The sequence below is a fragment of the Streptomyces sp. NBRC 110028 genome, assembly GCF_001417735.1.
Taxonomy (GTDB): domain Bacteria; phylum Actinomycetota; class Actinomycetes; order Streptomycetales; family Streptomycetaceae; genus Streptomyces.
The window spans coordinates 1-24,839 of record NZ_BBUZ01000055.1; the positions used below are offsets into that span (position 1 = coordinate 1).

General features: G+C 72.6%; 22 protein-coding genes and 2 pseudogenes. 20 read left to right on the forward strand and 4 right to left on the reverse strand.

The features are described 5' to 3' along the window. Window positions 1-118: pseudogene (locus ASC60_RS35940) on the reverse strand (IS607 family transposase); the annotation flags it as partial. 114 nt (window positions 119-232) lie between these two features. After that, entirely contained in the window at window positions 233-1,219 is a 987-nt protein-coding gene (locus tag ASC60_RS35945) for an LLM class flavin-dependent oxidoreductase (protein ID WP_055557925.1), read from the reverse strand. A 315-nt stretch (window positions 1,220-1,534) separates the two neighbouring features. Between ASC60_RS35945 and ASC60_RS35950 the strand changes: the two genes are divergently transcribed. The 5 genes from ASC60_RS35950 to ftsY all read left to right on the forward strand — a co-directional run bounded on the left by ASC60_RS35950 (window position 1,535) and on the right by ftsY (window position 6,412). Further along, window positions 1,535-1,930 (forward strand): hypothetical protein, encoded by a 396-nt coding sequence (locus ASC60_RS35950; protein WP_055557926.1) that lies wholly within the window; start codon window positions 1,535-1,537, stop codon window positions 1,928-1,930. Window positions 1,931-2,073: 143 nt separating this feature from the next. Further along, complete coding sequence (locus ASC60_RS35955; protein ID WP_055557927.1) at window positions 2,074-2,349, forward strand: hypothetical protein; 276 nt, start codon at window positions 2,074-2,076, stop codon at window positions 2,347-2,349. Between the two features lie 31 nt (window positions 2,350-2,380). Further along, window positions 2,381-4,504, forward strand: a complete 2,124-nt coding sequence (locus tag ASC60_RS35960; RefSeq protein WP_055557953.1) for an ATP-binding protein — start codon at window positions 2,381-2,383, stop codon at window positions 4,502-4,504. Then, complete coding sequence (locus ASC60_RS35965) at window positions 4,501-5,169, forward strand: response regulator transcription factor (protein WP_055557928.1); 669 nt, start codon at window positions 4,501-4,503, stop codon at window positions 5,167-5,169. Before ASC60_RS35960 ends, ASC60_RS35965 begins: the two co-directional genes overlap by 4 nt. Window positions 5,170-5,203: 34 nt before the next feature. Then, window positions 5,204-6,412: a signal recognition particle-docking protein FtsY gene (ftsY, locus tag ASC60_RS35970; protein WP_055557929.1), complete on the forward strand. Its 1,209-nt coding sequence runs from the start codon at window positions 5,204-5,206 to the stop codon at window positions 6,410-6,412. Between the two features lie 104 nt (window positions 6,413-6,516). On the opposite strand, the gene ASC60_RS35975 is transcribed toward ftsY, so the two are convergent. Beyond that, window positions 6,517-7,200: a bifunctional DNA primase/polymerase gene (locus ASC60_RS35975; protein ID WP_055557930.1), complete on the reverse strand. Its 684-nt coding sequence runs from the start codon at window positions 7,198-7,200 to the stop codon at window positions 6,517-6,519. A 443-nt stretch (window positions 7,201-7,643) separates the two neighbouring features. Between ASC60_RS35975 and ASC60_RS35980 the strand changes: the two genes are divergently transcribed. The 5 genes from ASC60_RS35980 (at window position 7,644) to ffh (ending at window position 15,530) form a co-directional block, all read left to right on the forward strand. Continuing rightward, entirely contained in the window at window positions 7,644-9,149 is a 1,506-nt protein-coding gene (locus ASC60_RS35980) for a hypothetical protein (protein ID WP_079038849.1), read from the forward strand. 207 nt (window positions 9,150-9,356) lie between these two features. Next, entirely contained in the window at window positions 9,357-10,730 is a 1,374-nt protein-coding gene (locus ASC60_RS35985) for an ammonium transporter (RefSeq protein WP_055557931.1), read from the forward strand. Next, window positions 10,727-11,065, forward strand: coding sequence for a P-II family nitrogen regulator (locus ASC60_RS35990; protein ID WP_055557932.1), 339 nt, complete (start codon window positions 10,727-10,729; stop codon window positions 11,063-11,065). The genes ASC60_RS35985 and ASC60_RS35990 overlap by 4 nt, the downstream gene beginning before the upstream one ends. 62 nt (window positions 11,066-11,127) lie before the next feature. Next, a complete protein-coding gene (locus ASC60_RS35995) occupies window positions 11,128-13,641 on the forward strand; it encodes a [protein-PII] uridylyltransferase (protein WP_055557933.1) in 2,514 nt (837 codons plus the stop codon). Between the two features lie 326 nt (window positions 13,642-13,967). Beyond that, window positions 13,968-15,530 carry a signal recognition particle protein gene (gene ffh, locus ASC60_RS36000; protein WP_055557934.1) on the forward strand — a complete coding sequence of 521 codons (1,563 nt, stop codon included), beginning with the start codon at window positions 13,968-13,970 and terminating at the stop codon, window positions 15,528-15,530. A gap of 192 nt (window positions 15,531-15,722) precedes the next feature. On the opposite strand, the gene ASC60_RS36005 is transcribed toward ffh, so the two are convergent. After that, window positions 15,723-16,568: an SAM-dependent methyltransferase gene (locus ASC60_RS36005; protein WP_079038850.1), complete on the reverse strand. Its 846-nt coding sequence runs from the start codon at window positions 16,566-16,568 to the stop codon at window positions 15,723-15,725. 317 nt (window positions 16,569-16,885) lie between these two features. On the opposite strand from ASC60_RS36005, the gene proS reads away from it, so the two are divergent. From proS to lepB (ASC60_RS36055), 10 genes and pseudogenes are all read left to right on the forward strand, one after another. Beyond that, window positions 16,886-18,301 (forward strand): proline--tRNA ligase, encoded by a 1,416-nt coding sequence (proS, locus tag ASC60_RS36010; protein ID WP_055557936.1) that lies wholly within the window; start codon window positions 16,886-16,888, stop codon window positions 18,299-18,301. A gap of 232 nt (window positions 18,302-18,533) precedes the next feature. Next, complete coding sequence (locus ASC60_RS36015; protein ID WP_055557937.1) at window positions 18,534-19,127, forward strand: hypothetical protein; 594 nt, start codon at window positions 18,534-18,536, stop codon at window positions 19,125-19,127. A 155-nt stretch (window positions 19,128-19,282) separates the two neighbouring features. Next, on the forward strand, window positions 19,283-19,726 hold the full coding sequence (gene rpsP, locus ASC60_RS36020) for a 30S ribosomal protein S16 (RefSeq protein ID WP_055557938.1): 444 nt from the start codon (window positions 19,283-19,285) through the stop codon (window positions 19,724-19,726). Window positions 19,727-19,728: 2 nt separating this feature from the next. After that, on the forward strand, window positions 19,729-19,968 hold the full coding sequence (locus ASC60_RS36025; protein ID WP_003958958.1) for an RNA-binding protein: 240 nt from the start codon (window positions 19,729-19,731) through the stop codon (window positions 19,966-19,968). 83 nt (window positions 19,969-20,051) lie between these two features. Next, a complete protein-coding gene (rimM, locus tag ASC60_RS36030) occupies window positions 20,052-20,603 on the forward strand; it encodes a ribosome maturation factor RimM (RefSeq protein ID WP_055557939.1) in 552 nt (183 codons plus the stop codon). After that, window positions 20,600-21,442 (forward strand): tRNA (guanosine(37)-N1)-methyltransferase TrmD, encoded by an 843-nt coding sequence (gene trmD, locus ASC60_RS36035; protein WP_055557940.1) that lies wholly within the window; start codon window positions 20,600-20,602, stop codon window positions 21,440-21,442. The genes rimM and trmD overlap by 4 nt, the downstream gene beginning before the upstream one ends. A 133-nt stretch (window positions 21,443-21,575) precedes the next feature. Next, window positions 21,576-21,926 carry a 50S ribosomal protein L19 gene (gene rplS / locus ASC60_RS36040; RefSeq protein ID WP_055557941.1) on the forward strand — a complete coding sequence of 117 codons (351 nt, stop codon included), beginning with the start codon at window positions 21,576-21,578 and terminating at the stop codon, window positions 21,924-21,926. Window positions 21,927-21,988: 62 nt separating this feature from the next. After that, a complete protein-coding gene (lepB, locus tag ASC60_RS36045) occupies window positions 21,989-22,828 on the forward strand; it encodes a signal peptidase I (RefSeq protein WP_055557942.1) in 840 nt (279 codons plus the stop codon). Then, a pseudogene (gene lepB, locus ASC60_RS36050) lies at window positions 22,821-23,910 on the forward strand (signal peptidase I); the annotation flags it as partial. The gene lepB (ASC60_RS36045) and the pseudogene lepB (ASC60_RS36050), both read left to right, overlap by 8 nt. Beyond that, window positions 23,795-24,838, forward strand: coding sequence for a signal peptidase I (gene lepB / locus ASC60_RS36055; protein WP_370593005.1), 1,044 nt, complete (start codon window positions 23,795-23,797; stop codon window positions 24,836-24,838). The pseudogene lepB (ASC60_RS36050) and the gene lepB (ASC60_RS36055), both read left to right, overlap by 116 nt. The last annotated feature ends 1 nt before the right edge of the window (window position 24,839 follow it).

Below are 24,839 nucleotides of genomic sequence, written 5' to 3' on the forward strand. Positions count from 1 at the left end.
CCAGGATCGTGCGCGGGCCGACCCGCTGAGCCGGTACCGGCAGCGTCCCCTCACGGAACCAGCGATACGCGGTCTGCGGATGCACACCCTGAGCCTTCGCCCATTCCGTGAGCTTCATGTTCTGACAACGACACTCACTCACACATGGTTACGCTCACTCACTCGACTTTGAAGAGCAGCAGTTGAAGACCCCCCCCGCCGCCCACTTCTCACCCCGGAGAACTGCCCCGCCTCAGTCCTTGAGGCGGGGCAGCACTCGTTCCGCGAACAGCCGCAAGCACTGCCGGCCCTCCTCGACCGGCATCCCGCCGCACAGCGGATGCAGCACCAGGCTCGTCTGATCGCCGCCCTGCCGCGCGTACGTCACGCACTCCTCGGGCGTGACGATCCGGTAGACGCCCTCGCGGCGCAGCGTCTCCACGTCCGCGGCGTGCGAGCGGACCGCCGAGCGCACCGTGCCCGACTGCCACGACGCGTACATGCGGGCCTCGTGCAGCAGATGCGTCCCGTACAGCGCCCAGGCCCGGTCCGGGTCCTCGGCGACGTGCAGCAGCGGGGTGACCGCGGGGGGCATCAGGCACCAGCCCTCGGTGCCGTACTCCATCCGCCGCGCGTGGTAGTACCCCTCCAGCTCCGGCAGATGAGCGCTCGGGAAGAACGGCAGGCCCAGCCGGGCCGCGCGGCGGGCCGCGGCCTTCGAACTGCCGCCGACCAGCAGCAGCGGATGCGGCTGGGTGTACGGGCGCGGGGTGACCCGCACCGTACGGCCCCGGTACGCGAACGGCTCGCCCGTCCACGCCGCGAGCAGCGTCTCCAGCGCCTCGTCCTGCAGCGCGCCGCGCCCCTGCCAGTCCCGGCCGAGCGCCGCGTACTCCTCGGGCCGGTAGCCGATCCCGGCCACCGTGACCAGCCGGCCGCCGCTCGCCAGATCGAGCACCGCGATGTCCTCGGCCAGCCGCAGCGGGTCGTACAGCGGTGTGATCAGCGCGGAGATGGTCACCGTGATCCGGCGGGTGGCACCGAGCACCGTGCCCGCGAAGACCAGCGGGGCGGGCAGCCAGCCGTTCGCCGCCCCGTGGTGCTCCTCGGTCTGGATGGTGGAGACGCCCATCTCGTCGGCGTAGGCGGCCATCTCGACGGCGGCGCGGTAGCGCTCGGCCAGGACACGCGGAGTGGCGGCGGGATCGACGAGGTTGAGGCGTACGACCGTGACGGCCATGGCGGGGGTCCCCCTTCGTCGTGGAACGGGCGGGAGCGGGCCACCGGACCGTATCTGACGCATCGTCAAATGGCTACGGCCAGGCGCCGGGCGAAACGCGCCGGGCGCAGCCGGGACGGATGACCCATGCGCCTGGGACGCGGGGTGGGGGATCGTCATCCTGGGCCCGGCGAGCCGGGCCCGACACCGCACCATCACTCAGCAGCCAGGGCGCCCCGGAGGGCCGGGCGGCCACTCCTCGGAAGCCACTGCTGGCAAGGACGCATCAGCCACACCCGGCCCTCCCGGGCCACCCAACAACTTACGGAGGGGCGCATGATGATCAGCACGGGGGAGACGCTCATCACCACATCCGACATCGATGACTTGGCCGGCCGGGTCCGGCTGGGCGCGGGCGACACCCGGGAACTGGAGGCCGCGAAGGACACGCTCTTCGCGGGCGGACTCACCCCCGCCGAGGCACAGCGCATCCGCCAGCGGCTGATGGTCACCGCGCTGCGCCACGGCGGCGACCTCCTCGCCAAGGTGCTCGGCCGCCTCACCCCGCGCGAGACCGCCATGGTGCGCCGCTACGCCCACCGGCTCGCCAACTACCTGGACACGCTGGACCTCTGGGCCGCCCAGCCCGTCATGCTCGCCCTGATGCGCTTCGGAATCCCCTACGACGAGGCCGAGTCGATCGCCGTCGCCGTCCTCTTCCAGGTGTGGTGAACCGGACCTGGTGAACCGGAAAGGATGAACGCGCCACCGGAACGCGGGTGCGGGCGGGTCACCGGTTCGAGTGGGGCATGGCGTCCCCGCTGTTCAGAGCCGTGATGCGGGGTAAGGCTCGGGCGAGTACCAGGAGGTTGAAGATGCGACTTTCCCGAATCCGCGCGACCACGGCGCTCGGCCTGCTCGCGGGGACCGTCATGTGGACCGCCAGCGCCTCCCCCGCCACCGCGTCCGGAGGCGGCTGGCGGGAGGAAGGACACTTCGACACCCAGGGCGCCTGCCGGAAGGCAGGGCAGACCGGGGTGGAGAAGAGCAAGTGGGACGAGTACAAATGCCGCCCCGGTCGCAGCGCCAATTACGTGACGCTGTGGGTCCGGGGCGGCGGCGCGCGGTTCGCCGGGCCGACCGCCGGCTGACATGCGGCACGCCCTTCCGAAAGACCGTGCCGTGCAGGCAGCGGGCGGGGTGTCGGCGCTGTTCGTCGTGGTGCTGGCCGGCTGGCTCGCCGGTCTGCTGCGGGTCAACGACCAGTGGCTCGCCCTGTCCTCCACCCGCCTGCGTGGCACCACGGCCCTGACCTCGGTCGCCGTGGGCGTCCCCGTCCTCGGCGTCGGCGTCCTGCTGCTCGCCGAGCGGTCCGCCCGGCGCTACGGCGGTGTGCTGCTGGTGGCGGGCGCCCTGTGGCTGCTGCCCTCGGCCGTCGCCGACCTGCTGGGGCCCGCCGGTCTCGGACCGGCCGGGGCCGCCGTGTCGCTGCTGCTCGCCGTGGCCGGCATGGTCTGCCGCCCGCTGACCGTCCTGCTGCTGCCCCTGTGGCTCTTCCCCCGCGGCGCCAGACGGCGCCGGCCCTGGTGGGCCATGAGCGCGGCCGCCTCCGCCTACTGGCTCGGATACGCCGTGCTGTGGCTCATCAGCGAGCCGCGAGTCGGCGCGGTCACCAACCCCGCCTTCCACACCGCGGGCGGTCAATGGGCCTTCGACCACCTCGACACCTACGCGGAGGCGGAACCCTGGGTGCTGCGCACCGTGGCCGTCGCCGTCACGACCGCCCTGTGCTGCCGCGCCGCCGTCACCGCCGGCGCCGAGCGGCGCGACTGGGCCCTGCTGGCCGCCGCCTACCCGGCCTGCGTCTCCCTCCTGCTCTCGGAGTGGGGCGAGGGCATGCCCACCATCGCGGCCCGCACCCTCGGCAGCGCGGTCTGGGCGGCCGCCATCTGCCTGGGCGTCGCCCGCACCGGGATCTGGCGGCTCGACCGCTCCACCAGCCACCGGCTCGCCCGCGCCTTCGTCCTCACCTCGCTCGCGGCCGTCGTCGTCTGCGCCGCCGTCGCCGTGCAGGCCGGACTCCCCTCCGTGCGCAACGGGACCACCGTCACCGCCGTCGGCGGCGCCCTGCTGCTGGGCTGGGCCGTGCGGCCCGCCGCACGCTGGCTCACCCTCCGCGTCGAGCGCGCCTTCTACGGACCCCGGGCCCGGCCGCACGAGGCCGTCAGCGCCCTGGCCGTACGCCTCCAGCAGGCCCCGCACCCGGGCGAGGTGCCCCAGCAGATCTGCCGCAGCGCCGTCGAGGACCTCGGCGTCTCCGGCGCGGCCGTCAGCGTCGACACCCGGGCCGGGCCCCGCCGGCTGGCCGCCGCCGGGGCACCGCTCACCGGCCGCGTCCAGACCTACCCGCTGCGCCACCACGGCCGCACCGTCGGCCGGCTCGAAGTCTCCCGGGACGGCTCCGGCACCCCCGCCGAGCGCGACAGCGGGCTGCTGTCCCTCCTCGCCGACCAGGCCGCCCCCGCGCTCGCCGCGCTGCGGCTGGCCGAGGAGGCCCAGGCCGCCCGCGAGCGGCTGGTGCTCGCCCGCGAACAGGAGCGGCGCCGGCTGCGCCGGGAGATCCACGACGGCCTCGGACCCCAGCTCGCCGCCGTGCGGCTGCGCCTGGACATCGCCCAGACCTCCTGCCCGCCCGGCCACCCGGCTCGCGTCCAGCTCTGCGAGGCCGCCGAAACGCTCGCCGAGGCCCTGGTCGAGGTGCGCCGCATCACCGCCGGGCTCGCCCCGGCCGCCCTCGCCGAGCGCGGTCTCGCCGGTGCGGTGCGGGACCTGGCGCGGCGGCTGGGTGTGGACGGGCTGCGGGTGAGCGTGGCCAGCCGGCCCGCCGTCCTGCCCCCGCTGTCGCCGGGCGTGGAGACCGCGGCGTACCGGATCGCGGCCGAGTCGCTCACCAACGCCGTACGACACGCCCGGGCGCGCCAGGTCCGGGTCGAACTGGTCACGGACCCCGACACCTTCGAAACCCTCGACATCATGATCACCGACGACGGCAGCGGACTGCCGGAGACCGCGGTGCGCGGCGTGGGGCTGGCCTCGGTCCGGGAGCGGGCCGAGGAGATCGGCGGCTCCTGCTCGGTCACCGGCTCCGCGACCGGCACCGTGGTGCACGCGGTGCTGCCGCTCACCGGCCCGGGGGAGCCCGGGGAGCACGACGACCCGGAAGAACACCTGGAGCACACCGGATGCAGGTCTTGTACGACGCTCATCACCCAGGCCAAGCCCAGGGAGAGGACGCCCGCCCCGTGACCGCGCCGGCGGGCGCCGCGCAGTGGCGGGTCCTGCTCGTCGACGACCATCCCCTCTTCCGCGAGGGACTGGCCGCGGCCCTCAACCTGGACGACGCCTTCACCGTCGTCGGCCAGGCGGCCCGCGCGGACGAGGCGATCGCCGAGGCCGGGCGCGCCGCACCCGATCTGGTGGTCATGGATCTCGGGCTGCCCGGCCGGTCCGGTCTGGAGGCGACCCGGCGGATCCTGTGCGCCCGCCCCGAGGTGCGGGTGATGGTCATGACGATGTCCGAGGACGACGACAGCCTGCTGGCCGCCGTGCGCGCCGGCGCCCGCGGCTATCTCCTCAAGGGCGCGGGCCGGGACGAGATCCTGCGTGCCCTGCACACCGTGGTGCGCGGCGGCGCCGTCTTCAGCCCGCGCATGGCGGAGCGGCTGGGGGCGCTGCTGGGCGCCTTCGGCGCGGCGTCGGCCAAGGAGGCGTTCCCGACCCTCACCGCGCGCGAACGCGAGGTGCTGGACCTGCTCGCGGGCGGGCTCGGCTACCGTCAGATCGCCCAGCGGCTGGTGGTCACGGACAAGACCGTGCGCAACCACGTGGGCTCGATCTTCGCCAAGCTCCAGGTGCACGACCGGGCCCAGGCGATCGTCCGGGCCCGCGAAGCCGGGCTCGGAGGCGAATGACTCGCTCCGCCGTGTGTCTGATACTGGGTGGGTTATGGAATTCGTCATCCTTGCTGTAGTCATCGCTGTGGTCGCGCTCGCCGCGATCAGCGGGCTCGTGATCAGCAGCCGCAAGAAGAAGCGGCTGCCCCCGGCACCGCCGAGCAGCCCGTCCGTCACCGCGCCGCCCGCCGAACCGCACGTCGGCGAGGAGGCCGAAACCCCGCGCGAGGAACCGCGCAGAACCATCGAAGAGGTGGACCTGCCCGGCGCCCAGGCGCCGGCCGCGCCCGCCGAGCCGGAGGCCCCGCCGGTCGAGGTTCCGGAGCCGACCGCCGGCCGGCTGGTCCGGCTGCGCGCCCGGCTGTCCCGGTCCCAGACGACCCTGGGCAAGGGACTGCTGACGCTGCTGTCCCGTGAGCACCTCGACGACGACACGTGGGAGGAGATCGAGGACACCCTGCTGACCGCCGACGTCGGCGTCGCACCGACCCAGGAGCTGGTCGAGCGGCTGCGCGAGCGGGTCAAGGTGCTCGGCACCCGTACCCCCGACGAGCTGCGGGGGCTGCTGCGTGAGGAGCTGCTGAACCTCGTCGGCACCGAGGCCGACCGCACCGTGCACACCGAGAGCGGGGTGGGGGCGAACGGCGAGGAGAAGCCGGGCGTCGTCCTGGTCGTCGGGGTCAACGGCACCGGCAAGACCACCACCACCGGCAAGCTCGCCCGGGTCCTGGTGGCCGACGGCAAGTCGGTCGTGCTGGGCGCGGCGGACACCTTCCGGGCGGCCGCCGCCGACCAGCTGCAGACCTGGGGCGAGCGCGTCGGCGCCCGTACGGTCCGCGGCCCCGAGGGCGGCGACCCGGCGTCGGTCGGCTTCGACGCGGTGAAGGAGGGCATCGCCGAGTCCGCGGACGTCGTCCTCATCGACACCGCGGGGCGGCTGCACACCAAGACCGGCCTGATGGACGAGCTGGGCAAGGTCAAGCGGGTCGTGGAGAAGCACGGCACGGTGGACGAGGTGCTGCTCGTGCTCGACGCCACCACCGGTCAGAACGGGCTGGTGCAGGCGCGGGTCTTCCGCGAGGTGGTGGACATCACCGGCATCGTGCTCACCAAGCTGGACGGCACCGCCAAGGGCGGCATCGTGGTCGCGGTCCAGCGGGAACTGGGCGTACCGGTCAAGCTGATCGGGCTGGGCGAGGGCGCGGACGACCTGGCGCCGTTCGAGCCGGAGGCGTTCGTCGACGCGCTGATCGGCGACTGACCTCGCCGGACCCCGCGGAACCTCATCGCCGGACGGGCTTGAATCCATGGCGGATTCAAGCCCGTCCGGCGTTTCAAGCCCGTCCGGCATGCGGGCGGGGCGTGTCAGACGGCCCCGGCCCGGTGGCTCGCGTAGGCGAGGGTGCCCAGCACCAGCCGGGCGTGCGGCGGCCTGCCCGCCGTGTCGAGGGTCGGCGGGCGCAGCCAGCGCACCGGCCCCAGGCCCCCGAGGTCGGAGGGCGGCGCGGTGATGTGGTCGCCCTTCCCCAGACAGCGAAGATCGAGGTCGGCGTCGTCCCAGCCCATGCGGTAGAGCAGCTCGGGGAGTTCGGCCTCGGTCCCCGGCGCGACGAAGAACTGGGCGCGCCCGTGCGGGGTGACGGCCACCGGGCCCAGCGGCAGGCCCATCCGCTCCAGCCGCACCAGGGCGTGTCGCCCCGCGTACTCGGCCACCTCCAGGACGTCGAACGACCGGCCCACGGGCAGCAGGACGGCCGCGCCCGGGACCTCCTCCCACGCCGCCGCCGCCGCGTCCAGCGTGGCGCCCGCGGGCACGCCGGGCGCGAAGCCGAGCGGATGTGCGCCGGGGGCGGAACAGCCGGCCGCACCGCAGGAGCATTCGTTTCTGCTGCCGCCCGTGCCGCCCGTGCCGCGCGTGGCCCGGGCGCCCGGCACCACGTCCCAGCCCCACAGCCCGGTGTACTCCGCCACCGTGGTGGACTCGGACGCACGGCCCCGGCGCCGTGAGCCGGACCGCATCTCCCGGATGCCGCCGATCGTGAAGCCCATGCCCCCTCCAACGGGTCGCGCTCTCGATGGTTACGAGCCGGAGCGCACTCATGACACTCCGTCGCCGATAAGGTGCGGCGGGTGGTGTGTCGCGGTGTCGCGGGTGGTGCGGAACGGCGCATGCGCCCCGTTGTGCACCTCTTCGCGTTCTTCCGGTCGCCCCGTGTCAAGTGAATCCTGTGAATCCGCGATGGGGTTCATTCAAAGGGGTGGCGAATGGTGGCGTTTTCCCGGTCCGCCTCGCGAAGGGCGTGATCGTAGGATTACTTTCGGTGCACGATCCCCGTTGCCGAGCACTCGCCCGGTCGCGGTCCGGTACTTGCCTCTGGCAAGGGCCTGTTCCCGCGGCGGACGGTTGATGCGCCGTATGGCGGGGACAACTGACCGTGACAGAGGGCATTCTGGTGGCGGTCCGGAGAGATTCGTGGGATGGGGGCGTTCCGGTGGGCGACAGCGGCGGCGGTGCTGACAAGCGACCCAACGCGCAACTGGGGTCGTGGTTCGTGCGCAGCGGCTGGTCGAAGGGGGAGCTGGCGCGCCAAGTGAACCGCAGGGCGCGTCAGTTAGGCGCCCATCACATCAGCACGGACACCTCGCGGGTGCGCCGCTGGCTGGACGGGGAGCAGCCGCGCGAACCGATTCCGCAGATCCTCTCCGAGCTGTTCTCCGAGCGCTTCGGCTGTGTGGTCGGCATCGAGGACCTGGGACTGCGCACCGCCCACCGGTCACCGTCCGTATCCGGAGTGGACCTTCCCTGGGCCGGTCCCGAGACCGTCGCGCTGATCGGCGAGTTCTCCCGCAGCGATCTCATGCTCGCCCGGCGCGGCTTCCTCGGCACCTCCCTCGCCCTCTCCGCGGGCCCCGGCCTCATCGAGCCGATGCAGCGCTGGCTGGTCCCCTCGCCGAGCAGGGCGCCCGGCGGCGCGCGCGCCGCGGACAGCGGCCGCTCGCGGCGCATCTCCCGGCTCTCCGAGCCGGAGCTGGAGCTGCTGGAGTCCACCATCACGATGTTCCGCGCGTGGGACGCCCAGTGCGGCGGCGGGCTGCGCCGCAAGGCGGTGGTCGGCCAGCTGCACGAGGTCACCGACCTGCTCCAGGAGTCGCACACCGAGGCGGTGTCCAAGCGGCTGTTCAAGGTCGCGGGCGAGCTGGCCGAGCTGGCCGGGTGGATGAGCTACGACGTCGGGCTCCAGCCCACCGCCCAGAAGTACTTCGTCCTCGCGCTGCACGCCGCCAAGGAGTCCGGCGACCGGCCGCTCGGGTCGTACATCCTCTCCAGCATGAGCCGCCAGATGATCCACGTCGGGCGGCCCGACGACGCGCTGGAGCTGATCCACCTCGCGCAGTACGGCAGCCGGGAGAGCGCCACCCCGCGCACCCAGGCCATGTTGTACGCGATGGAGGGCCGGGCGTACGCCAACATGGGCCACCCCAGCAAGTGCCACCGCGCCGTCAAGATGGCCGAGGACACCTTCGCCGACTGCGCCGCGGGCGACGGCGACCCGGGCTGGATCGGCTTCTTCTCCGAGGCCGAGCTGAACGCGGAGAACGCCCACTCCTACCGCGACCTCGCCTATGTCGCGGGCCGCAGCCCCACCTACGCGAAGCTCGCCGACCCGGTCATGCGCAACGCCGTGCGCCTCTTCGGCGAGGAGACCGCCGGAGGCGAGGGGAGCGGGCACCAGCGTTCGTATGCGCTCAACCTGATCGGCATGGCCACCGTCCACCTCCTCCAGAAGCAGCCCGAGCAGTGCGTGAAGGTCGCCGAGCAGGCGCTGCCGCTCGCCCGGCGGATCCGCTCGGAGCGGGTGAACAACCGCCTCCGCAAGACCGTGGACACGGCGGTGCGCCACTTCGGGGACGTGCCCGAGGTCGCCGAGCTGAGCGACAAGCTCGTCGCCATGCTGCCCGACTCCCCCGAGGATCCGGGCGCCCCCCGGGCCGTCTGAGACCGCCCGGCGGGGGGTGCCGCACGGTAGCGGAGCGGAAGGACTCCTTACCGTCAATTCATCAGCGCGTAACACGCCAGCGCCCTTCGTCACTGCCGCGAAACATCGAGCGGCATCGACTGAAACGGCGCTGCGCCAATCTCGTGGCGAATACCGGCCCTTTTGTTTATTGCCCGCCCGGGCCGATTCGACAGCGAGGAGACGCCGATGCCAGTGGGCATCACGACGCTTGCCGCGGACAAGGTCACACCCGACGCCGCACTCAGCGCGGCCAATACCGGGTTCATGCTGCTGTGTGCCGCGCTGGTCCTGATCATGACGCCGGGCCTTGCCTTCTTCTACGGCGGCATGGTCCGCGTCAAAAGTGTGCTGAACATGCTGATGATGAGCTTCATCAGCATCGGCATCGTCAGCGTCCTGTGGACGCTCTACGGCTTCAGCGTCGCCTTCGACAAGGGCAACGACCTGTTCGGCGGCTTCGACTGGCTGGGCATGCACAACATCGGGCTGACCGAGCTGTGGCCCGGCTACACCATCCCGGTCTATGTCTTCGCCCTGTTCCAGATGATGTTCGCGATCATCACCCCGGCGCTGATCAGCGGCGCCCTCGCGGATCGCGTCAAATTCACCGCCTGGGCGCTGTTCATCGCCCTGTGGGCGACGGTCGTCTACTTCCCGGTCGCGCACTGGGTGTGGGCCGCCGACGGCTGGGCCTTCAAGCTCGGCGTGATCGACTTCGCCGGTGGTACCGCCGTCCACATCAACGCCGGAGCCGCCGCGCTCGGCGTGATCCTCGTCATCGGCAAGCGGGTCGGCTTCAAGAAGGACCCGATGCGGCCGCACAGCCTGCCGCTGGTCATGCTCGGCGCCGGTCTGCTGTGGTTCGGCTGGTTCGGCTTCAACGGCGGCTCCTGGCTCGGAGCCGACGGCGTCACCGCGGCCGCCTTCACCAACACCCAGGTCGCCACCGCCGCCGCGATGCTCGGCTGGCTCGCGTACGAGAAGATCCGGCACGGCTCCTTCACCACCCTGGGCGCCGCCTCCGGCGCCGTCTCCGGACTCGTCGCGATCACCCCCGCCTGTGGCGCGGTCAGCCCGCTGGGCGCGATCGCGATCGGCGTCATCGCCGGTGTCGTCTGCGCCATGGCGGTCGGCCTGAAGTACCGGTTCGGCTTCGACGACTCGCTCGACGTCGTCGGCGTCCACATGGTCGGCGGCCTCCTCGGCTCCCTGCTCATCGGCCTCTTCGCCACCGGGCGGGTGCAGAGCGACGCCAAGGGCCTGTTCTACGGGGGCGGCCTCGACCAGCTCGGCAAGCAGGCCGCCGGTGCCTTCGCGGTCCTCGCCTACTCCCTGATCGTCTCCGCGATCCTGGCCAAGGTCGTCGACCTGGTGATGGGCTTCCGGGTGGACGAGGACGACGAGGTCGCCGGTATCGACCAGGTCGAGCACGCCGAGACGGCGTACGACTTCGCGGGCGCGGGCGGCGGCACCTCCCTCGGCAGCCTGCACTCGGCGCACCCGGCCGGCCCGGCGAGGAACAAGGACGCGACGAAGGACCCGAAGAAGGTGGACGCGTGAAGCTCATCACGGCGGTAGTGAAGCCGCACCGGCTCGACGAGATCAAGGAAGCCCTCCAGGCGTTCGGCGTGCAGGGCCTGACCGTCACCGAGGCCAGCGGCTACGGGCGCCAGCGCGGCCACACCGAGGTCTACCGGGGCGCGGAGTACACCGTCGACCTGGTGCCCAAGGTCCGCGTCGAGGTGCTGGCCGAGGACGAGGACGCCGATGACCTCATCGACGTCGTCGTCAAGGCCGCCCGCACCGGAAAGATCGGCGACGGAAAGGTGTGGAGCGTCCCCGTCGAGACCGCGGTCCGCGTCCGCACCGGCGAACGGGGCCCGGACGCCCTGTGAGGACGAGCCCCGGAAAGGCGGCCCCCACCGGCCGCACGCCCAGCTGACAGGGAGCAGCCGAGTTGACGGACAGCGCCGAGCCAAGGACAGAGACCACCGACTCGGGCCCCGGCGGCTACGCGGCGGCCCGGCTGCGACTCCTCCAGGAGGAGTCGCGGTCCGGGCCACCGCGCCGCAGCGCGCTCGCCGGGCTCACCGACCAGTGGCTGGCCGCGCTGCTCGCCGGTGGCGCCGAGACCTCCGGCATCACCGGCGGCGTGGCGCTGGTGGCGGTCGGCGGATACGGACGCGGTGAGCTGTCCCCGCGCAGCGACCTCGACGTCGTCCTGCTGCACGACGGCTCCGCCGACCCCTCGGCCCTGGCCGCGCTCGCCGACCACGTCTGGTACCCGGTCTGGGACATGGGACTGGCCCTCGACCACTCCGTACGCACCCCCGACGAGGCCCGCAAGACCGCAGCCGACGACCTCAAGGTCCAGCTCGGCCTGCTGGACGCCCGCCATCTCGCGGGAGACGAGACCCTCACCGCCGGGCTGCGCACCACCGTCCTCGCGGACTGGCGCGCCCAGGCCCCGGCGCGCCTGCCCGAACTGCGCGAGCTGTGCCAGGAGCGCGCCGAGCGCCACGGCGAGCTGCAGTTCCTGCTCGAACCCGACCTGAAGGAGGCCCGCGGCGGGCTGCGCGACGCCACCGCGCTGCGCGCCATCGCCGCCTCCTGGCTCGCCGACGCGCCCCGCGAGGGCCTGGACGAGGCCCGGCGGCGGCTGCTGGACACGCGCGACGCGCTCCACCTGGCCACCGGCCGGGCCGCCGACCGGCTCTCCCTCCAGGAACAGGACCAGATCGCGACCGCGGTCGGCCTGCTGGACGCCGACGCCCTGCTGCGCCAGGTCTACGAATCGGCCCGGACCATCGCGTACGCGAGCGATGTCACCTGGCGCGAGGTCGACCGGGTGCTGCGCGCCCGCTCGGCCGGCCGGCCGCGGCTGCGCGGACTGCTCGGCGGCCGCGGACGCGGCGGTTCCGGCTCCGGCTCCGCGCAGACCGCGGGGGAGCGCAGCCCGCTCGCCGAGGGCGTCGTCGAACAGGACGGCGAGGTGGTGCTCGCCCGCGCCGCGCGCCCCGAGCGCGACCCCGTGCTCCCCCTGCGGGCCGCCGCGGCCGCCGCCCAGGGGGGCCTGCCGCTGTCGCTGCACGCCGTACGGCGGCTGGCCGCCGCCGCGCGCCCGCTGCCGGTGCCCTGGCCGCCCGAGGCCCGGGAAGAGCTGGTCACCCTGCTCGGCGCGGGCGAGTCCACCGTCGGCGTCTGGGAGGCGCTGGAGGCCGAGGGCCTGATCACCCGGCTGCTGCCGGACTGGGAGCGGGTGCGCTGCCGCCCGCAGCGCAACCCCGTGCACCGCTGGACCGTCGACCGCCATCTCGTCGAGACCGCCGTGCGTGCCAGCGCGCTCAGCCGCCGCGTCGGCCGCCCCGACCTGCTGCTGGTCGCCGCGCTGCTGCACGACATCGGCAAGGGCTGGCCCGGCGACCACTCGGTGGTGGGCGAGACGATCGTCCGGGACCTGGCCGCCCGGATCGGCTTCGACCGCGCCGATGTGTCCGTCCTCGCCACCCTCGTACGCCACCATCTGCTGCTCGTCGAGACCGCCACCCGCCGCGACCTGGACGACCCGGCCACCGTGCACGCGGTCGCCGAGGTGGTCCGGGGCCCCGGCACGCTGGAGCTGCTGCACGCCCTCACCGAGGCCGACGCCCTGGCCACCGGGCCCGCGGCGTGGAGCGCCTGGCGCGGCGCGCTCGTCGCCGACCTGGTCAAGCGGGTCGCCGCCGTCCTCGCGGGGGAGCCCGCGGCGGACCCGGACGCCCCGCAGCAGATCACGGCCGAACAGGAACGGCTCGCCATCGAGGCCCGGCGCACCGGCGGCCCCGTACTGGCCCTGCACGCCCGCCCGGAGGCGCTGCCGCCGGGCGACGAGACGGCGGAACCGGAACCGATCGGTGTCGAGCTGCTGATCGCCGTCCCCGACCAGTCCGGCGTACTGGCCGCCGCCGCCGGGGTGCTGGCCCTGCACCGGCTCACGGTCCGGGCGGCCGATCTGCGCGCCGTGGACCTGCCGTCGGAACTGGACGGGGCGGACCGCGGCGTCCTGCTGCTGAGCTGGCGGGTGGCGGCCGAATACGGTTCGCTGCCGCAGGCCGCGCGACTGCGGAACGATCTGCTCCGGGCGCTGGACGGTTCCCTCGACATCGTCGCCCGGCTCGCCGAGCGCGAGGCCGCCTACCGCAAGTACCCGCGCCGCCGAAGCGTCCACGCCCCGCCGCCGCGGGTGACGGTCGCGCCCGGCAGCTCGCAGCTCGCCACCGTGATCGAGGTCCGCGCCCAGGACGTCCCCGGCCTCCTCCACCGCATCGGCCGCGCCCTGGAGGCCGCCGGTGTCACGGTCCGCAGCGCCCACGTCAGCACGCTGGGCGCGAACGCGGTCGACGCGTTCTACGTCACGGACGCCGCCGGCGCCCCCCTCGCCCCGCAGCACGCGGCGGAAGTCGCACACGAGGTCGAGCAGGCCCTCCGCTGACCCCGGCGCCGGCGGGGCGCGGCCCGTTCCGCCCTACGGGGCGATTGCCCACAACCAGGTCACATGCCCAGCCCCTTCGGGCGTACCGCCCAGCCTCTCCGGCGTGTACGGAGCGGGCCCTGGGGCGGAGATGTCCCACCGCCGGCCTCTCCGGCGATTGAGGAGCGGGCGCCGGGGCGGAGCCCCGGTTCGGGACGGGGCGGGGTGGGGAAAGACACGCTCCGTCCGAGCGGCGCCCGCCCGGGGGCAGACCGTTACCGCGGCGTGCGGATACCCTTGGAGGCCGACCGCCGACCCGACATCCGACCGAAGGATTCGCGACCACCGTGTTCGATACCCTCTCCGATCGCCTCGCAGCGACTTTCAAGAACCTCCGGGGCAAGGGCCGCCTCAGCGAGGCGGACATCGACGCGACGGCACGCGAGATCCGGATCGCCTTGCTCGAGGCGGACGTCGCGCTGCCCGCCGTACGGGCGTTCATCAAGCAGGTCAAGGAGCGCAGTCTCGGCGCCGAGGTCTCCCAGGCGCTGAACCCCGCCCAGCAGGTCATCAAGATCGTCAACGAGGAGCTGATCGGCATCCTCGGCGGCGACGCCCGCCGCCTCCGCTTCGCCAAGCAGCCCCCGACGGTCATCATGCTCGCGGGTCTGCAGGGCGCCGGTAAGACGACGCTCGCGGGAAAGCTGGGCCGCTGGCTGAAGGGGCAGGGCCACGCGCCGCTGCTCGTCGCGTGTGACCTCCAGCGCCCCAACGCCGTCAACCAGCTCTCGGTGGTCGCCGAGCGCGCCGGCGTCGCGGTGTTCGCGCCGGAGCCGGGCAACGGCGTCGGCGACCCGGTGAAGGTGGCCCAGGACTCGGTCGAGTTCGCCAGGACCAAGCAGCACGACGTCGTGATCGTCGACACCGCCGGCCGCCTCGGCATCGACGAGGAGCTGATGCGTCAGGCGGCGGACATCCGCGACGCGGTCAGCCCGGACGAGGTCCTGTTCGTCGTCGACGCGATGATCGGCCAGGACGCGGTGAACACCGCCGAGGCGTTCCGCGACGGCGTCGGCTTCGACGGTGTGGTGCTCTCCAAGCTCGACGGCGACGCGCGCGGCGGTGCCGCGCTGTCCATCGCGCACGTCACCGGCCGTCAGATCATGTTCGCCTCCAACGGCGAGAAGCTGGACGACTTCGACGCGTTCCACCCGGACCGCATGGCGTCCCGCATCCTCGGCATGGGCGACATGCTCAGCCTCATCGAGAAGGCCGAGCAGACCTTCAGCCAGCAAGAGGCCGAGAAGATGGCGGCCAAGCTGGCGAAGGGCCCCAAGGAGTTCACGCTCGACGACTTCCTGGCGCAGATGGAGCAGGTCCGCAAGATGGGCTCCATCTCCAAGCTGCTCGGCATGCTGCCGGGCATGGGCCAGATGAAGGACCAGATCAACAATCTGGACGAGCGGGACGTGGACCGTACGGCCGCGATCATCAAGTCGATGACGCCGGGCGAGCGCCAGGACCCGCACATCATCAACGGCTCCCGCCGCGCCCGTATCGCCCGTGGTTCCGGCGTCGAGGTGAGCGCGGTGAAGAACCTGGTGGAGCGGTTCTTCGAGGCGCGCAAGATGATGTCGAAGATGGCCCAGGGCGGCGGCATGCCGGGGATGCCCGGGATGCCGGGCATGCCGGGCGGTGGCAGCGCCAAGCGCAAGGGCAAGCCACAGAAGAAGGCCAAGGGCAAGCAGCGTTCGGGCAACCCGCTCAAGAGGGCACAGCAGGAGCGGGAGGCTGCCGAACGCAGGGCGTCAGGCCAGCAGGGCGGCGCGTTCGGTGCGCCCGGTGCCGGTCAGGGCGCGGAGGACTTCGAGCTGCCGCAGGAGTTCAAGAACTTCCTTCCCCCGAAGTGACGCTCCCGGGGTGGGGCGCGTGTGCACCCCACCCCAGGAAGCCCCCGCAGAGTGGCGGGGAGCGGCGTTTCATCGGGTTGCCGCACCGCTGGCTGCCCGGATCACCTCCGCGACGGCGGAGAGCAAGCCCCCGTTATCACCGGGCATGGGTTCCAACGAGCGTGTGTGCGAGCAGGTTACGCCCGCAGGTCCTCAGGCCCGGGCGATCAGATACCGCAGAACGTTCGGCATCCACACCGTCCCGTCCGCCCGCTGATACGGGTGCAGCGCCTCCGCTATCTCCTTGCGCACCTGCGTCGGGTCGGTCGCCCGCTCCGCCGCGTCGAACAGCCCCGTCGACAGCAGCCCGCGCACCGCGCTGTCCAGGTCGGCGTACCCGAACGGGCAGGCCACCCGCCCCGATCCGTCCGGCCGCAGCCCGGCCCGCTCGGCCAGCGTCTCCAGGTCGTCCCGGCCGGACGGCCGCCAGCGCCCCGGGGCGCACATCGGGTCGGCGAGCCGGGCCCCCACCCGCAGCACCGACGAGGTGGCGCACCGCTCCGGCGGGCCCCACCCGGCCAGCACCACCGCGCCGCCGCGCTCGGCGAGCGCGGCGGCCGCCGTGAGCGTGGACGCCGCCGCGGCCGGCCCGCCGGGGCCGCCCGTCGCCGGGGCGGGCAGCGGCTCGAAGGCGGTCACCACCGTGTAGTTGGACACCGGTGCCGACTCCGGGCCGCCGAGCCCCAGCCGCACCGGGTCGGCCGGGCCCACCGGGTCGCCCAGCCGCTCCCGCGCCAGCGCGAGGCGCGCCTCGTCCGTGTCGGTCCCGCAGACGGACGCGCCGCGCCCGGCCGCCATGAGGAGGGCGAGCCCCGATCCGCAGCCCAGGCCCAGCAGCCGCGTTCCGGTGCCGACGTCCAGCCGTTCGTAGACGGCCTCGTACAGCGGCACCAGCATCCGCTCCTGGATCTCCGCCCAGTCGCGGGCGCGGGCGTGGGGGTCCGCCGTGCTCGGCGTGGAGGGGTGCGGGCGGTGCCGCCGTACGAGCGTAGATGTCATCGAAAGGGCCCCAATCAGCGAAGAGCAGTGCCGTCGTCAGATCCGCCGTTGTGCGCCAGAGGGTGCCGTGTGGATGGTGCAGGCTGTGCAGGGCTGTTCCACAGGGCACCCGCTCTGTCGCGTCCCACCCCCGTATGCCAGGGAACTCCGCATCCGTCCCCGCGTCCAGAGCTTTCACGGCCGTGCTTGCGTGCCCCCTCCGTGCGCCCCCGCGCGACAGCGCATCCGCCCCGCTCCCGCGCCCGCCCCGGGGCGCCGCGACCGCCCCGGGGCGGTATTCGCCGCGGTGGGCCGCGCCGCCGCCGTACGATCGCCGCATGGCCAAAGCCCCCGTTCTCACCCCGCGCGCGAAGGACTTCCCGCGCTGGTACCAGGATGTGATCAACAAGGCCGAACTGGCCGAGAACGGTCCGGTGCGCGGCACCATGGTCATCCGACCGTACGGATACGGGCTGTGGGAGCGGATGCAGGGCGACCTGGACGCCCGGATCAAGGCGGTGGGCGTCCAGAACGCCTACTTCCCCCTCTTCATCCCGCAGTCGTACCTCACCCGGGAGGCCGAGCACGTCGAGGGCTTCGCGCCCGAACTCGCGGTCGTCACCCACGGCGGCGGCAAGGAGCTGGAGGAGCCGGTGGTGGTCCGGCCCACCTCCGAGACGATCGTCAACGAGTACTTCTCCAAGTGGGTGCAGAGCTACCGCGATCTGCCGCTGCTGATCAACCAGTGGGCCAATGTGGTGCGGTGGGAGCTGCGGCCCCGGCTGTTCCTGCGGACGACCGAATTCCTCTGGCAGGAGGGACACACCGCCCACGCCACGTACGAGGACGCCCGGGAGTTCGCCGCCCGCATCCACCGCGACGTCTACGCCGACTTCATGGAGAACGTGCTCGCCATGGACGTCGTCCTGGGACGCAAAACCGCCCGCGAGCGCTTCGCGGGCGCCGTCAACACCCTCACCCTGGAAGGGATGATGGGCGACGGCAAGGCGCTGCAGCTGGGCACCAGCCATGAGCTGGGCCAGAACTTCGCCCGCGCCTTCGGCACCCGCTATCTGTCCAGGGACGGCGAACAGGAGCTGGTCTGGCAGACCTCCTGGGGCAGCACGACCCGCATGGTCGGCGCGCTGGTGATGATGCACGGAGACGACGACGGGCTGCGGCTGCCGCCCCGGCTGGCCCCGGTCCAGGCCGTCGTCCTCGCGGTCAAGGGCGACCCCGCGGTGCTCGCCGCGGTCCGAGAGACGGGCGACCGGCTGGCGGCCGCGGGCGTACGGGTCCATGTCGACGACCGCACCGACCTCCCCTTCGGCCGCCGCGCCGTCGACTGGGAGCTGCGGGGCGTACCGGTGCGCGTCGAGATCGGCCCGCGCGACCTGGAGACCGGCACCGCGACACTCGCCCGGCGGATCCCGGGCGGCAAGGAACCGGTGCGCACCGACCTGCTGGCCGAGGTGGTGCCGAAGGCGCTGGAGGAGGACCAGGCGCTGCTGCTGCGCCAGGCGCGGGAGCGCCGCATGGCGCGCACGGTGGAGGCGCGGACCGTGGAGGAGGCCGCGGAGGCGGCGGCCGCGGGCGGCTGGGCGCGCGTCCGGTGGGCCGACCTGGGCCCGGAGGGCGAGGCCGCGCTCGCCGAGCGGGCGGTGTCCGTACGGTGTCTGGTCACCGAGGACGGGGCGGTGCCGGACGCCGATGACGCGCCGGGTAACGTCGCCTACGTGGCGCGCGCCTACTGAGCGGCGCGGGGCCTGACGAGCCGGTGTCACGGACGGTGTCCGCGGGCCGGTGTCTACGGGCCGGGCCGTACGAGGCGGTACGTACCGCCTTGGTGCGCCGTGGGCGGCTCATCCATGCATGTGCGCACCCGCCCTCGTCGCGACGCATCAGCGCTGAACTGACTGGTACGTGCAAATTATTTGGGATGCCCCGGAATCGGAACACCGGGTGGCTCCCGCTCGTTAGCACGACGTGAGCACGACACCACCTGTACTCGCCGCAGAGCTGGCACAGGCGTGGGCCGACATTCAACGGCACCACCCCGAGCTGCCGGATCTAGCCGCGCCCGAATCGCTGATCGGAGAGTCGTCGTCCGCATGTGGCGCCGAGCTCTCCTTCGAACGGCTGCTGCACGAGGCAGTCCACGGCATCGCCGCCGCCCGCGGTGTCCGTGACACCTCGCGCGCCGGCCGCTACCACAACCGCCGGTTCCTGGCGATCGCCGAGGAGCTGGGGCTCGACCACTCCGAGGAGCCGCATCCCAGCAGCGGCTTCTCGCTGGTCACCCTCAGTCCCGAGGCGAGAAAGCGCTATCGGGCCACCATCGAGCGGCTGCACCGCGCCCTCAAGGCACACACGGTCGCGACCGGGGCCGAGACCTCCCGAGCCTTCCGCGGCCCCGCGGCGCGGCACGGTTCGTCCGGGGGCGGTGTCCGGGTCAAGGCGGTGTGCGACTGCGGGCGCAACGTCCGCGTCGTTCCGTCGGTGCTGGCCCAGGCGCCCATCATGTGCGGCGGCTGCGGGAAGCCGTTCCGCATTCCGGACGCGGTGGCCGCGGTCGGCTGACCGGCCGCGGTGTGGCAGAATGGTCCGCTGTACTCGACAGCCGACCAGGACCCCTCTCTCCTCCGGCTGACGCGTCCATCGGGCACTCGGGTACCGCAACCCCACGCGGCACGTCGCAGTGCTCAACCACGTCAAGACCAGGAGACACCACTCCCGTGGCAGTCAAGATCAAGCTGAAGCGTCTGGGCAAGATTCGTTCGCCTCACTACCGCATCGTCGTCGCCGACTCCCGTACCCGCCGTGACGGCCGGGCCATCGAGGAGATCGGCCTGTACCACCCCGTGCAGAACCCCTCGCGCATCGAGGTCGACTCGGAGCGTGTGCAGCACTGGCTGAAGGTCGGCGCCCAGCCGACCGAGCCGGTGCTCGCCATCCTGAAGGTCACCGGCGACTGGCAGAAGTTCAAGGGTCTGCCCGCCCCGGCTCCGATGAAGGTCGCCGAGCCGAAGGCCGACAAGCGCGCCCTGTTCGAGGCCGCGGCCAAGGACTCTGGTGACGAGCCGAAGGGTGAGGCCATCACCCCGAAGGCGAAGAAGTCCGAGAAGAAGTCGGACGAGGCGGCCGAGGCCGCTGAGTCCACCGCGTCGACCGAGGCCTGAGGATGCTCGAGGAAGCCCTCGAGCACCTGGTGAAGGGCATCGTCGACAACCCCGACGACGTGCAGGTCGCTTCGCGCAACCTGCGTCGCGGACGCGTGCTCGAGGTCCGGGTGCACCCCGATGACCTGGGCAAGGTGATCGGCCGTAACGGCCGCACCGCCCGCGCGCTGCGCACCGTCGTGGGCGCCATCGGCGGCCGTGGGATCCGCGTCGACCTCGTCGACGTGGATCAGGTCAGCTGAGAGGCGATCAATAGGAGCACCGGCACGGGCCGGGGAGGGCTTTGGGCCGTCCCCGGCCCGTGTGCGTGAAAGGGACATGCATCGTGCAGTTGGTTGTCGCGCGGATCGGCCGTGCCCATGGCATCAAGGGCGAGGTCACCGTCGAGGTGCGCACGGACGAGCCCGAGCTGCGGCTCGGCCCCGGCGCCGTGCTGGCCACCGAGCCCGCCTCGGCGGGGCCGCTGATCATCGAGACCGGCCGCGTGCACAGCGGCCGGCTGCTGCTGCGCTTCGAGGGGGTGCGGGACCGTACGGGCGCGGAGGCGCTGCGCAACGTCCTGCTCATCGCGGAGGTCGACCCCGAGGAGGTCCCCGAGGACCCCGAGGAGTTCTACGACCATCAGCTGATCGACCTCGACGTGGTCACCGTGGACGGCACGGCGGTCGGCCGGATCTCCGAGATCTCCCATCTGCCGTACCAGGACCTGCTGATCGTGAAGCGGCCCGACGGCGGCGAGGTGATGATCCCGTTCGTCTCCGAGATGGTGCCGGAGATCGACCTGGAGGAGCAGCGCGCGGTCATCGACCCGCCGCTGGGACTGCTGGACGAGGCCGAGGCGGAGATCGCCACCGGTCGTGAGGAGCCGTCGTCATGAGGCTCGACGTCGTCACGATCTTCCCGGAGTACCTGGAGCCGCTGAACATCTCGCTGGTCGGCAAGGGGCGCGCCCGCGGCGTCCTGGACGTCCGCGTGCACGATCTGCGCTCCTGGGCGCACGACCGGCACAACACGGTGGACGACACCCCGTACGGCGGCGGTCCGGGCATGGTCATGAAGCCCGAGCCCTGGGGCGAGGCACTGGACGAGGTCATCGCGTCCGGCGAGGGCGAGGGGCTGCCCAAGCCGACGCTGGTGGTGCCCACCCCGAGCGGCCGCCCGTTCACCCAGGCCCTCGCGGTGGAGCTCTCCGAGTGCCCCTGGCTGGTCTTCGCCCCGGCGCGCTACGAGGGCATCGACCGGCGGGTGATCGAGGAGTACGGGGAGCGGCTGGAGATCCACGAGGTCTCCATCGGCGACTACGTGCTGGCGGGCGGCGAGGCCGCGGTCCTGGTGATCACCGAGGCCGTCGCCCGGCTGCTGCCCGGGGTGCTGGGCAACGCCGAATCACACAGGGACGACTCCTTCGCCCCGGGTACGATGGCCGATCTGCTGGAGGGGCCCGTCTACACCAAGCCCCCCGAGTGGCGCGGCCGGGGCATCCCGGAGGTGCTGGTCAGCGGCCATCACGGCAAGATCGCCCGGTGGCGCAGGGACGAGGCGTTCCGCCGCACCAGCGCTCACCGCCCCGATCTGATCGAGCGCTGCGACCCGGCGACGCTCGACAAGCACGACCGCGCACTCCTGGCCGAGCTGGGCTGGGAGGAGCTGCCCGGGGCGGTCGAAACCGGGGGACGGGCCCGATTTGGGCGGCCGCACCGGGCCGTGGAAGAATAGGCCGCTGCCGTACGTCCGGGCGTGCGCCCCTGCCACAGGGGGACCGACGCTCGCCCGATGAGGGCGGCACTCCTCATCAACATTCCGATATGCCGCTGATGACCTGTGGCATCAGCGAGGAAAGCAGACGATCATGACTCACCTGCTCGACAACGTCGACTCCGCGTCGCTGCGCAGCGACATCCCGACCTTCCGCCCCGGCGACACGGTCAACGTCCACGTCCGCGTCATCGAGGGCAACCGCTCGCGTGTCCAGCAGTTCAAGGGTGTCGTCATCCGCCGCCAGGGTTCCGGCGTGCGGGAGACCTTCACCGTCCGCAAGGTGAGCTTCAGCGTCGGCGTCGAGCGCACCTTCCCGGTGCACACCCCGATCGTCGAGAAGATCGAGGTCGTCACCCGCGGTGACGTGCGCCGCGCGAAGCTGTACTACCTGCGTGACCTCCGCGGCAAGGCCGCGAAGATCAAGGAGAAGCGCACCCGCTGACTTTTGCGCGACACTTGAGCTCCCGTCGGATGCCCCGGCCGGGCCGGATAGGCTCTGGCCCGATGGACATCGACGGACGGCTCGCGGAGCGCGATCGCTCCTCCTGTTCCGACCCGGAGCACGAAGAGCGATCGCGCTCTTCGCATGCCCCGGAGGAGCCCCCCGCGGAGGAGCCCCCCGCCGGGCACCCGCGGGCCGGGGCGGCCGTCGTCGACCGGCCGTGGCGGCGGGCCGCGCTCCTCGCGGCCGCCTCCATGGCGCTGGTCCTACTGGTGAGCGGGTTCGTGGTGCAGCCGTTCCTGATTCCCAGCGGCTCCATGGAGAACACCCTGCGCCCCGGGGACCGGGTGCTGGTGAACAAGCTCGCCTACCGTTTCGGGGACGATCCGCGCCGTGGCGACGTTGTCGTCTTCGACGGCACCGGCTCCTTCCTCCAGGAGGAGCCGTCCGGGAACCCGGTGACCGGTGTGCTGCGCGAGGCGGCCGCGGCGGTCGGCCTCGCCGAGCCCGCCGAGACCGACTACATCAAGCGTGTGGTGGGCGTCGGCGGTGACCGGGTCACCTGCTGCGACGAGCGGGGGAGGATCGAGGTGAACGGCCGGCCCGTGAACGAGGACTATCTGTACCCCGGGGACAGCCCCTCGCGGGTGCCGTTCGACACCGTCGTGCCCGAAGGGCGGCTGTGGGTGATGGGTGACCATCGCAGCGCCTCCCGGGACTCCCGCGACCACCTCGGCGAGCCGGGCGGCGGCACCGTCCCCGTGGACCAGGTGATCGGGCGGGCCGACTGGATCGGCTGGCCGTTCGGCCGGTGGTCCGCCATCCGGGGCCAGGGAGCCTTCGCGCATGTCCCCGGGCCGGGCGGGACGGGGGGCACGGTCCCGGGCGGTGCGCATGGGTAACCGCGGACGCCCCCGTTCCGGCGCCCGCCGTCCGGGTTTCGGCCCCGCCTCCGCCCCCGCCGCGCCGCCGCGCGAACCGGGGCAGCGGCGGCTCGCCACCCGTGCGGAGCGGCGCCGGGTGCAGCAGCGGATCAAGCGCAGAAGACGCCGGTCCGCCGTGCGGGAGATACCGATCCTGATCGGTGTCGCGCTGGTGATCGCGCTGGTCCTCAAGACCTTCCTGGTGCAGGCCTTCGTGATCCCGTCCGGCTCGATGGAGCAGACGATCAAGATCGGCGACCGGGTGCTGGTCGACAAGTTCACCCCGTGGTTCGGCTCCAAGCCGACGCGCGGGGACGTGGTGGTGTTCAAGGACCCCGGCGGCTGGCTGGAGGACGAGCGGAAGCCGCCCGAGGACGATCCGCCGGTCATCAAGCAGGTCAAGGAGTTCCTGACCTTCATCGGCCTGCTGCCCTCGTCAGACGAACAGGACCTGATCAAGCGGGTGGTCGCGGTCGGCGGGGACACGGTGGCATGCTGTGACACGAACGGCAGGGTCACGGTCAACGGGACGCCGCTGAACGAGTCGTATCTCTACCCGGGCAATCCGCCCTCGCAGCGCAAGTTCAAGGTGACCGTCCCCGCGGGGCGGATGTTCATGATGGGCGACCACCGGTCCAACTCGGCGGACTCCCGGGTGCACCTCGACGAGGCGTACCAGGGCACCGTCGCGGACGCGAGCGTGGTGGGCCGCGCCGTGGTGATCGCGTGGCCGTTCGGTCATATGCGGCAGCTGGACGAGCCCGGAACGTATGCGTCCGTGCGGGACGCGCCGAGTGGGGCGACACAGGCGAGCGGTGCGCCGCATAGGCTGTCCCCCATGGATCAGCAAGGAATGATCCAGCTCCCGACCCCTGCGGAACTCCCGCTCGTTATGGGAGTGGTGGGCCTGCGCCGTTCGTGGAGCAGGCGGCAGCGGCGTGAGGAGTGAATGTGGGGGACTTGGCGGTCGGCGCGCGATCCGGTCACGAAGAGCCCGAAAGGCGGCCCGGCACGAGGGGAGAGGGGACCGCGGACCAGGCACCGGAGGCGCCCGGGGCGTCCCCGGAGGCGGGAGGCGCTCCCACGGCCGGACCGGCTGACGCGCCGCCCTCCGGCCCTCCCGGACCACCCGGGCCCGGGACCGGCGCGGAGCGGGAGACCGGCTCCGAGGAGGACGGCACGGAGTCCGGGACCGGGCGGCGGCCCGCGAAGGGGCGGAAGGTGCGCTCCTTCTGGAAGGAGCTGCCGATCCTGATCTTCATCGCGCTGGTGCTGGCGCTGCTGATCAAGACCTTCCTGGTGCAGGCCTTCTCGATCCCGTCCGACTCGATGCAGAACACGCTGCAGCGGGGCGACCGGGTGCTGGTGGACAAGCTCACTCCCTGGTTCGGGTCGAAGCCGGAGCGCGGCGAGGTGGTCGTCTTCCACGATCCGGGCGGCTGGCTCGGAGAGACCCAGACGCAGGACTCGGGCCCGATCGCCGAGGGCATCCAGGAGGCACTCAGCAAGGTCGGCCTGATGCCGTCCGCCGATGAGAAGGACCTGATCAAGCGAGTCATCGCGGTCGGCGGGGACACGGTCTCGTGCAAGCGCGGCGGCAAGGTGATGGTCAACGGCAAGGCGCTGGACGAGCCGTACATCTTCCCCGGGAACACGCCCTGTGACGAGAAGCCGTTCGGCCCGGTCAAGGTGCCCAAGGACCGGATTTGGGTGATGGGCGACCACCGCCAGGACTCGCTGGACTCCCGCTACCACCAGAACCTGCACAACGGCACCGTCTCGGTGGACGACGTCGTCGGCCGCGCGATCGTGGTGGCCTGGCCGGTCAACCGCTGGTCCACCCTGTCGATTCCGGACACCTTCGACCAGCCGGGGCTGAGCGCGGCGGCCTCCCTGGCCCCCTCGGCGCTCGGGTTCGCGGGCGCGGTGCCGCTCGTGCTGTGGCGTCGTCGCAGGCAGGCGGCGAAGGTGCGGGGGACGGCTGACTGAC